The sequence below is a fragment of the Pseudomonas baetica genome (assembly GCF_019733355.1).
Classification (GTDB): domain Bacteria; phylum Pseudomonadota; class Gammaproteobacteria; order Pseudomonadales; family Pseudomonadaceae; genus Aquipseudomonas; species Aquipseudomonas baetica_A.
Window position 1 is genome coordinate 21,973 of record NZ_JAIHLQ010000062.1, and the last position, 7,177, is coordinate 29,149.

Genomic DNA, 7,177 nt, shown 5'->3' on the forward strand with positions numbered 1-7,177 from the left:
ATCACCCATGAATATTCTGGTTGTCGAAGACGAACCCAAGGCCGGCAATTATCTGCTCAACGGTTTGCAGGAACTGGGCTACAGCGTGAGCCTGGCCCGAGATGGCGCCGACGGTCTGCACCTGGCGCTGGAACACAGCTTCGACGTGATCGTGCTCGATGTGATGATGCCGAAAATGGATGGCTGGGAAGTCCTGCGCCGGCTGCGCAAGGAAGCCGACACGCCGGTGCTGTTCCTCACCGCCCGCGATGACATTGCCGACCGGGTCAAAGGCCTCGAACTGGGCGCTGACGACTACCTGATAAAGCCGTTTTCTTTCGCCGAACTGGTAGCGCGTTTGCGCACCCTGACCCGGCGCGGGCCGATTCATGAAGACGAACAACTGCAAGTCGCCGACCTGCAGATCGATGTACTCAAACGCCGCGTCAACCGCGCCGGAGTACGGATCACCCTGACCAACAAGGAATTCGCCCTGTTGCAACTGTTCGCCACCCACACCGGGCAAGTGCTGGCGCGCTCGCTGATCGCTTCGCGGGTGTGGGACATGAATTTCGACAGCGACACCAACGTGGTCGACGTCGCCGTGCGCCGCTTGCGGGCGAAGATCGACGACCCGTTCCAGCTCAAACTGATCCACAGCGTGCGCGGGATCGGCTATCGCTTCGATACCCAGCCATGAGCATCAATCGCCCACACTCCCTGACCCTGCGCCTGGCGCTGGCGTTCGCCCTGCTCGCCTTTGCCTCACTCGCCGGGCTCGGCGCGGCGCTGTACAGCGAGCTTGAAGAACAACTCATCCGACGGGACGACACGGCGCTGGTCAGTCGGGTCGATCAGTTGCGCAGTTTTCTCAACGACAGCAACACCCTTGAGCTGATCAAGCACAAACCGGCGCTGTTCCAGAACATGCTCGGCAACCACGAAGCGCTGCTGACCATCGGTGCGCCGGGCCAACCGCCGCTGTTGGTTGTCAATCCCGGCAACCTGGCCACGCCAAATTTGCCGGCGGTGCCGATTGACCGGCCGCTGTCGCTGAACGATGTGCAGCATCTGCCCGACGTCAACGGCGTGCCGTTTTCGGCCGTGGCGGCAAGCATCGATTCCGGCGAACTGGGCAGTCTGCAAGTACAGTCCGGGCGCCTGATGAGCGAGCGCACGGCGATGCTCGCCAATTATCGTTTGAGTGTTTATGGCTTCGCGTCGCTGGCGGCGTTGATGTTGGCGGTGATTGGTTGCTTGCTGGTGTATCGCGGGCTGTTGCCGTTGCGGCGCTTGGCGAACCACGCCCACGGCATCGGTGTCGGCAACCTCGGTGAACGCCTCGACAGCCATGGTGCACCGCGAGAGTTGCAGCCGATGATCGAGGCGTTCAACGCCATGCTCGACCGCCTCGCCACAGGTTTTGCGCAGTTGAGCCAGGTGTCCACCGACATGGCCCATGAACTGCGTACCCCGATCAATAACCTGCTCGGCGAGACCCAAGTTGCCCTGCACCAGAATCGCAGCATCGAGGCGTATCAGCAGTTGCTCGCCTCCAATGTCGAGGAGCTTGAGCGGCTGACCCGCATGCTCGACAACATGCTGTTTCTGGCCCGCACCGATCCGGCCAGTGCCTTGAATCAACGTCAGGAGCTGGACGCGGCCGATGAGGTGCAACGCATCGCCGATTACTTTGAAGGCTTGGCGGCGGATGTCGGCGTGTGCATCGAGGCGCGAGGCAGCGGCGTGATCTGGGGCGAGCCGATGTTGCTGCGCCGGGCACTGGCCAATCTGTGCGCCAATGCAATCAAGTACGGCGCAGCAGATTCGACGGTGCAGGTCGAGGCGTTTGCCGAGGCTGAAGGCAGCTATGTGCGGGTGCGCAACCAGGGCGCGACGATTGCGCCGCAACATCTGGCGCGACTGTTCGAACGCTTCTACCGCATCGACCCGTCTCGCGAGCGCTCGGCGCACTCGAATGGGCTAGGCCTTTCGATCGTCGCGACGATCATGCAGTTGCATCACGGTCGTTACGCTGTGAGCAGCGTCGATGGCGAGACGTGCTTCGAACTGTTTTTCCCCGCCCGCCAATTCCGGGACTGATCCACCGCCAGCGATGGCGGTGGATCAGTCACCTGAGATTTTGACTGTGCCGACGCTATCGCGAGCAGGCTCGCTCCTGCAGTTGATCTGCGCTCGGCTGATGATCAGGGCAATGACCATCAGGGCCGTGGCGACGCCGAAGGTCATGTGCAACCCAGTGGCGATAACGGCAGCAGGGGCTTGGGTCGGATCGCCGGTGGCCACGGCAAACACCGCCCCCATCGCAGCCGCCCCGGTGATCAATCCCAGATTGCGCGCCAACCCGAGCAGTGCCGACACCACGCCGCGCTGATCCTGGCTGACCCCAGCCATCAACCCGGTATTGTTGGCTGCCTGGAACAACGCGTAACTGCCGGCGATCACCGCCATCGGCAGCAAATACGCAGACAGACCGAAGCTCATCGGCAACAGCGCTAACAGGCTGCAACCGCAGGCCATTCCAAGCAACGCGCCGGGCACCACTCTCCGTGCGCCGAAACGATCCACCAACCGGCCAGCCGGCACGCCGCCGAACGCCGCCAACAACGGCCCGACCGACAACGCCAGTCCGACCACCGTACTGGTGAGGCCCAACCCACGGCTCAGGTAAAACGGCCCGACCACCAACGTGGTCATCATTACCGTCGTCACCAGTAACGTCAGCGCCAGACTGCCACTCAGACGCAGGTCGGCGAACAGTGACAAGCGAATCAGCGGTGCGTTGGTCTTCATCTCGACCGCAATGAACAATCCCGCGCCGCACAGGCTGATCAGCAGCAACGCCAGGGTGAACCCGTCAAGGGTCATCGCCAACGCATAGGCCGCCAGCGTCAGCATCAATAACCCGGTGCCGAAATAATCAAACGCAATATTCACCCGCACTGGCCGATCCGCCGGCAGATAGCGATACACCAGCCACGCATTGAGCAAGCCCAACGGCACGTTGAGCAGAAAAATCGACTGCCAGCCGGCATGCGTCATCAACAATCCGCCCAGCGACGGGCCGAGGCTGGTGCCGGTCGCCGACATCGTCGCCAACAATCCCATCGCACTGCCCGCCCGAGACTTGGGCACTGCATCGGCCACCAGCGCCATCGTCAACGCGAACATGATCGCCGCGCCAAGGCCTTGCACCGCCCGTGCGCCGATCAGCCAACCCAGTCCCGAGGCCAGCGCGCAGGCCAACGAGGCGGCAGTAAAAATGCCGATGCCGATCAACAGCAAACGCCGCCGCCCGAAGCCATCCCCTAAACGCCCGACACTGACAATCACCGTGGTGATCGCCAGCAAGTAAGCCAGAACGATCCACTGCACCTGTGGAAACGTCGCCTCAAACGCCGCCGCCAGAATCGGCAACCCGGCGTTGGCAATGCTGGTGTCCAGCGACGGCATCAACATCGACAGCGCCAGACTGGTCAGGGCCCAGCGGGCTGTGGTGTTCAGGGGTGGTCGAGGCATGGCGCATTCACTGTGCAACGTTAATGTGTCGTAGCCTGAGCCTCGACAACACAAGGCGCAAGACGCATGCTTTGCACTTAATACATGCACGGAACGCCATGTCATGACTGCACCGGATCTGAACCTGCTGATCACCCTCGACGTGCTGCTGCGTGAAGGCAGTGTCGCCCGCGCCGCCAAATGTCTGCGCCTGAGCCCGTCGGCCATGAGCCGTGCTCTGGCCCGTCTGCGCGAAACCACCGGCGATCCGTTGCTGGTACGCGCTGGTCGTGGCCTGGTGCCGACCCCGCGCGCGCTGGAGTTGCGCGAGCGAGTCAGTCATCTGGTGCAGGAGGCCGAGGCGGTTTTGCGTCCCGCCGAAGTGCTTGATCCCGGCCAGTTGCAACGCACCTTCACCTTGCGCAACACCGATGGCTTTGTCGAAACCTTTGCCGCCGCCCTGCTCGCCCGCATCGCGCAAGAAGCGCCGGGCGTACGCCTGCGTTTTGTGCAGAAAGCCGACAAGGACAGCACACCGCTGCGCGAAGGCCGGGTGGATCTGGAGACTGGTGTGGTCGACGACAGCACCGACCCGACGCTGCACAGCCGTATCCTGTTTGAGGATCGCTGGATCGGGGTGGTACGTCAGGGGCACCCCTTGAGTTCGGGCAAGATCAGCGCCAAGCGCTTTGCCGGCGGCCAGCACATTCTCATTTCACGACGCGGGCGCAGCAGCGGCCCGGTCGATGACGCGTTACTCGCCTTGGGCCTGACGCGGGACATTGTCACTTCATTCGGCGGATTTTCAGCGGCACTGACACTGGTACGTGAATCAGACCTGACTGCCACCGTGCCGGAACGTCACACCAGCAAACTGCGCACCGGCCTGCACAGTTTTGCCTTGCCCTTCCAGATGCCGCCAATCAGTGTGTCCATGCTCTGGCATCCGCGCATGGACGCCGACCCGGCGCATCGCTGGTTGCGCAACTGCGTGCGGGAAGTCTGTGCCTAACGCGCATCGCCGCCGGAGGGTTTATAGAACAGGAATTTTTTCGTCTCGGCGGTTTTCCGGTATTCCTTGGCCCAACCCGGGTGCACGTTGCGGTCGTGGAAATACAACGCGCCGTGGGTGCGATCCTTGAGCTGACGGTTCAACGCCTTGCCGGCAATTTCCTTTGCCAGCGCGTATTCGGCGTCTTCCTTGACCTGATCCGGCTTGCCATCGCACCACCAGGAAAACTGGCAGGTTTTGGCTTCCGAACCCTGTTTCACCACGGCGCAAACTGTGCCCGGAAAACCTTCATGGCCAAGACGATTCATCACCACGCTGGCCACGGCTTCCATCTCCGGGGTGTCCCTGCCCTTGGCTTCCCAGTAAATACTGCGCGCCAGGCACGTGATCGGATCATCCAGCGGCGCAGCGCCGGCCGGGTCCACCGCCTGAACTTCGGTTGGGGTGATCGCTTCGGATTTTGGCGCCGGAGCAGCGCTGACTTTGTCCGCGGCTTTCTCTTCCAGCACTTGGGCTTTCTCTTCGGCCTTGGCCTGGATCGGCGCCTGATCGGTGGCCATTGCAACGTTGGCTAACAGGGTTAACGCGAAGCAGCCAATCAACCATTTCAATCCCATGTCAGTTCTTCCGGCAGGGCCCGAGTCGGGCAAGGTGTTACGCAGGGGAGACCCCCGTTTTCCGGGGCCTTGGCTGAGTGTAGACGGCAAAATCGCGGGTAACGTTCCGCTGAAAAAACCACCGAATGAAGAAAAAGACATTGCACCCACCGGGGGCGTTTCGCGCATCATGGGCGCATTCAGCTCAAGGGAGATTTCCATGCGCTTCATGCCATCCGCTTTACGCGTTGCCGCGTTGACCGCAGGCATGGCCTTTGCCGCCTCGGCCATGGCCACCGACGAGTCGCAACTGATCGAGTCGATCAATAAATACCGCAGCGAACCGCAACGTTGCGGTGCTCAGGCCTCCAGCGAACTGCCACCGCTGTCGAGCGATCCGCGCCTGATTCTGCCCGCCGGTGGCGCCGTCGATTTGCAACAGGCCATGGTCCGCGCCAGTTACCCGATGAACAAAGTTCAGGCGATCACCCTCAACGGCCCACGGGATGCGGCGTCGGCAATGAAGGCGATTCAGGAGAGTTTCTGTCAGGTGGTGCTCGATCCACAGTTCGTCGATGTCGGCGTCAGCCGCGCGGATCGCGATTGGCGAATTGTACTGGCGCGGCCATTGTTGTCGGCCAAACTTGGCGATGCGCAAAGTGAGGGCCAGAAACTGCTTGAGCAGCTCAATGTCGCTCGCAGTCAGCCACGCCAGTGCGGCGGCCAGGCCTTTAGCGCTGCCGCCCCACTGGCCTGGAACGCAACCCTGGGCACCGTATCCCAGGACCACAGTCGCGACATGGCCAACAACAATTACTTCGATCACAAGGACCGCGACGGCCGCACCCCGGGCGACCGCGCCGAACTCGCGGGTTACAACGGTCAACTGGTCGGTGAAAACATCGCCGCCGGCCAGGACACCGTGCGCAAAGTCGTCGACGGCTGGCTCGCCAGCCCCGGCCATTGCGCCAACCTGATGAACCCGCAATACAAGGAACTCGGCGCAGCCTACGCGACCGACCCGAAAAGCGACGCGGGCATCTACTGGACCACGATGTTTGGTGCTCAATAGCAACGCAGATTAAATGTGGGCTTGCTCACGAAGAGGCCGGCACATCCAGCATCGATGGTGCCTGACCTGACGTCTTCGCGAGCAAGCCCGCTCCCACAGTAGGTCGTCGCTGGATGGAGGATCTGTGTCTGGCCATATCCGTAGGTCAAACCCAGATTGCATCCCATAGCGGGTAGTCACCAAGCTTTTCTACCAGCCCCGCCCTTAAGGGATTGGCGACTACATAGCGGGCCAGCTTCACTAAATCCTCCTCCCGTCGCAGCGCATGATCATGGAAGCTTGGCTGCCAAAGACTCCCCGTTCTGCCGGTCGCCTTGTTGATTGAACGAGTACTTAAGGATTTGGCCTGGCACATCAATTGGGCCAATGTTCCTTTTTGCAACTGGATCAGCCAGTGGAAATGGTCCGGCATGACCACCCACGCCAATGTTTCAGCAAAGCCCTCCTCTTGTGCTCGTCTGAACTGGTTCACGGTCAATCGGCCGACCCTGTAATCCTTGAACACCGGCTCACGTCCCAAAGTACTGGCGGTTAGAAGGTAGATTCGGTTGTTTTCGCAATAACGGCCGGTTCGCAGGCGATGTGACGAGAATCGTTGGGGCATTCCTTTGCCTTATTGATGATTTGAGTTCAGAAAAGGCTAGAACAGCGATCACAACACGCAGGTCATGTTTTTTCGCAGAATGTGTCTGCACCGCAGATTCAAGGTGGGAGTGGGCTTGCTCACGAAGCGGCCGGCGCATCCAGCATCGATGGTGCCTGACCTGATGCCTTCGCGAGCAAGCCCGCTCCCACAGGGGATGGGTGGGAGGATGAGATTTGCGGCTGACCACGATTCAAGGTGGGAGTGGGCTTGCTCACGAAGAGGCCGGCACATCCAGCATCGATGGTGCCTGACCTGATGCCTTCGCGAGCAAGCCCGCTCCCACAGGGGATGGGTGGGTGGATGAGATTTGCGGCTGACCACGATTCAAGGTGGGAGTGGGCTTGCTCACGAAG

General features: G+C 61.3%; 7 protein-coding genes. 4 read left to right on the top strand and 3 right to left on the bottom strand.

Annotated features, from left to right (window positions below):
• The first annotated feature begins 7 nt into the window (after window positions 1–7).
• Window positions 8–679 carry a heavy metal response regulator transcription factor gene (locus K5E40_RS31885; RefSeq protein WP_221734158.1) on the top strand — a complete coding sequence of 224 codons (672 nt, stop codon included), beginning with the start codon at window positions 8–10 and terminating at the stop codon, window positions 677–679.
• Window positions 676–2,082 (top strand): heavy metal sensor histidine kinase, encoded by a 1,407-nt coding sequence (locus K5E40_RS31890; RefSeq protein ID WP_221734159.1) that lies wholly within the window; start codon window positions 676–678, stop codon window positions 2,080–2,082. Before K5E40_RS31885 ends, K5E40_RS31890 begins: the two co-directional genes overlap by 4 nt.
• Before the next feature lie 24 nt (window positions 2,083–2,106).
• On the opposite strand, the gene K5E40_RS31895 is transcribed toward K5E40_RS31890, so the two are convergent.
• The gene (locus tag K5E40_RS31895; RefSeq protein ID WP_221734160.1) at window positions 2,107–3,519 is read right to left on the bottom strand and encodes an MFS transporter; all 1,413 of its coding nucleotides are present in this window, start codon (window positions 3,517–3,519) and stop codon (window positions 2,107–2,109) included.
• 103 nt (window positions 3,520–3,622) lie between these two features.
• On the opposite strand from K5E40_RS31895, the gene K5E40_RS31900 reads away from it, so the two are divergent.
• Window positions 3,623–4,510 carry a LysR family transcriptional regulator gene (locus K5E40_RS31900; protein WP_221734161.1) on the top strand — a complete coding sequence of 296 codons (888 nt, stop codon included), beginning with the start codon at window positions 3,623–3,625 and terminating at the stop codon, window positions 4,508–4,510.
• Here the strand turns inward: K5E40_RS31900 and K5E40_RS31905 are convergent.
• A complete protein-coding gene (locus K5E40_RS31905) occupies window positions 4,507–5,127 on the bottom strand; it encodes a cell wall hydrolase (RefSeq protein WP_221734162.1) in 621 nt (206 codons plus the stop codon). The two genes, K5E40_RS31900 and K5E40_RS31905, sit on opposite strands and share 4 nt — an antisense overlap.
• A gap of 199 nt (window positions 5,128–5,326) precedes the next feature.
• Between K5E40_RS31905 and K5E40_RS31910 the strand changes: the two genes are divergently transcribed.
• Entirely contained in the window at window positions 5,327–6,178 is an 852-nt protein-coding gene (locus K5E40_RS31910; protein ID WP_221734163.1) for a CAP domain-containing protein, read from the top strand.
• A 145-nt stretch (window positions 6,179–6,323) separates the two neighbouring features.
• Here K5E40_RS31910 and K5E40_RS31915 read toward each other — a convergent pair whose 3' ends face one another.
• A complete protein-coding gene (locus K5E40_RS31915; protein WP_221734164.1) occupies window positions 6,324–6,782 on the bottom strand; it encodes an REP-associated tyrosine transposase in 459 nt (152 codons plus the stop codon).
• Window positions 6,783–7,177: the final 395 nt, after the last annotated feature.

Coding starts and splice junctions, on each gene's coding strand:
- K5E40_RS31885 (WP_221734158.1), top strand. CDS start 8: ATGAATATTCTGGTTGTCGAAGACGAACCCAAGGCCGGCAATTATCTG.
- K5E40_RS31890 (WP_221734159.1), top strand. CDS start 676: ATGAGCATCAATCGCCCACACTCCCTGACCCTGCGCCTGGCGCTGGCG.
- K5E40_RS31895 (WP_221734160.1), bottom strand. CDS start 3,519: ATGCCTCGACCACCCCTGAACACCACAGCCCGCTGGGCCCTGACCAGT.
- K5E40_RS31900 (WP_221734161.1), top strand. CDS start 3,623: ATGACTGCACCGGATCTGAACCTGCTGATCACCCTCGACGTGCTGCTG.
- K5E40_RS31905 (WP_221734162.1), bottom strand. CDS start 5,127: ATGGGATTGAAATGGTTGATTGGCTGCTTCGCGTTAACCCTGTTAGCC.
- K5E40_RS31910 (WP_221734163.1), top strand. CDS start 5,327: ATGCGCTTCATGCCATCCGCTTTACGCGTTGCCGCGTTGACCGCAGGC.
- K5E40_RS31915 (WP_221734164.1), bottom strand. CDS start 6,782: ATGCCCCAACGATTCTCGTCACATCGCCTGCGAACCGGCCGTTATTGC.